The sequence below is a fragment of the Hymenobacter crusticola genome (genome assembly GCF_002154225.1).
Classification (GTDB): domain Bacteria; phylum Bacteroidota; class Bacteroidia; order Cytophagales; family Hymenobacteraceae; genus Hymenobacter; species Hymenobacter crusticola.
On record NZ_MTSE01000127.1, the window covers coordinates 1 to 683 of the forward strand.

Annotated in this window: 1 protein-coding gene; it reads right to left on the reverse strand. The window is 58.3% G+C overall.

The window, feature by feature from the left end; all coding sequences use genetic code 11:
- Positions 1–683, reverse strand: a 683-nt coding sequence (locus BXP70_RS30220) for a hypothetical protein (RefSeq protein ID WP_218779908.1), incomplete at both ends; no start/stop codon positions are given.

Below are 683 nucleotides of genomic sequence, written 5' to 3' on the forward strand. Positions count from 1 at the left end.
TTTCACGGCGGCCACCACGTTCAGCCCCGGCAGCCGGTACGTAGTTCCCGACAGGTACTGGCGCAAAGTAGGATACTTAGCCTGCCGCTCGGGAGTAGCCTCTACGAGCGTCGTTTGTCGTAAATCCGCAATGGTCTTGGGCTCGGCCGCGTCGGCAAAGATCAGGGCTCCTACTGCCCCCCCTGTGCTCAAATACTCCAGCTTGATCTCTGCGTTACTTAAACCCTTAGCGTAGATCAGTTCATCGAGGCACACGCGGTGTTTGTGCTGGTAGACTTTCACCAGCGCCGTTGGATCGTTGGTAAATCCAAAGTCCAGTCCGTAGTACGGCGCCACGTGACGCAGGCCCTCGGGGACGTCCGGAACCTGCGTCCACATCGGGTACACCAACGCTTCCACCGAGGGTTTAGGATCCTGCTGGTAGAGCGAGTTAAAGCCAATCGGATTTGACTGTTTGACGCCTAAGAGCTTCTCCAAACTATGCCGCTCGGGAAACAGCGCTTCTCCCGCTCGGCGTGGGTCTAAGACAGTCGGCGGCCCGGTTTTGATGCCTTCGAACTTCAGCACGACCCACCCATTCGGGTTGGTTTCCGAGTACTCCCCGTCCCTTGCCAGTAAACGCCCGGCCACGTCGTACTCGTCCCAGCGCGTGTTGCAGAGCAGTTGCTGGCTCTCGTTGTGAA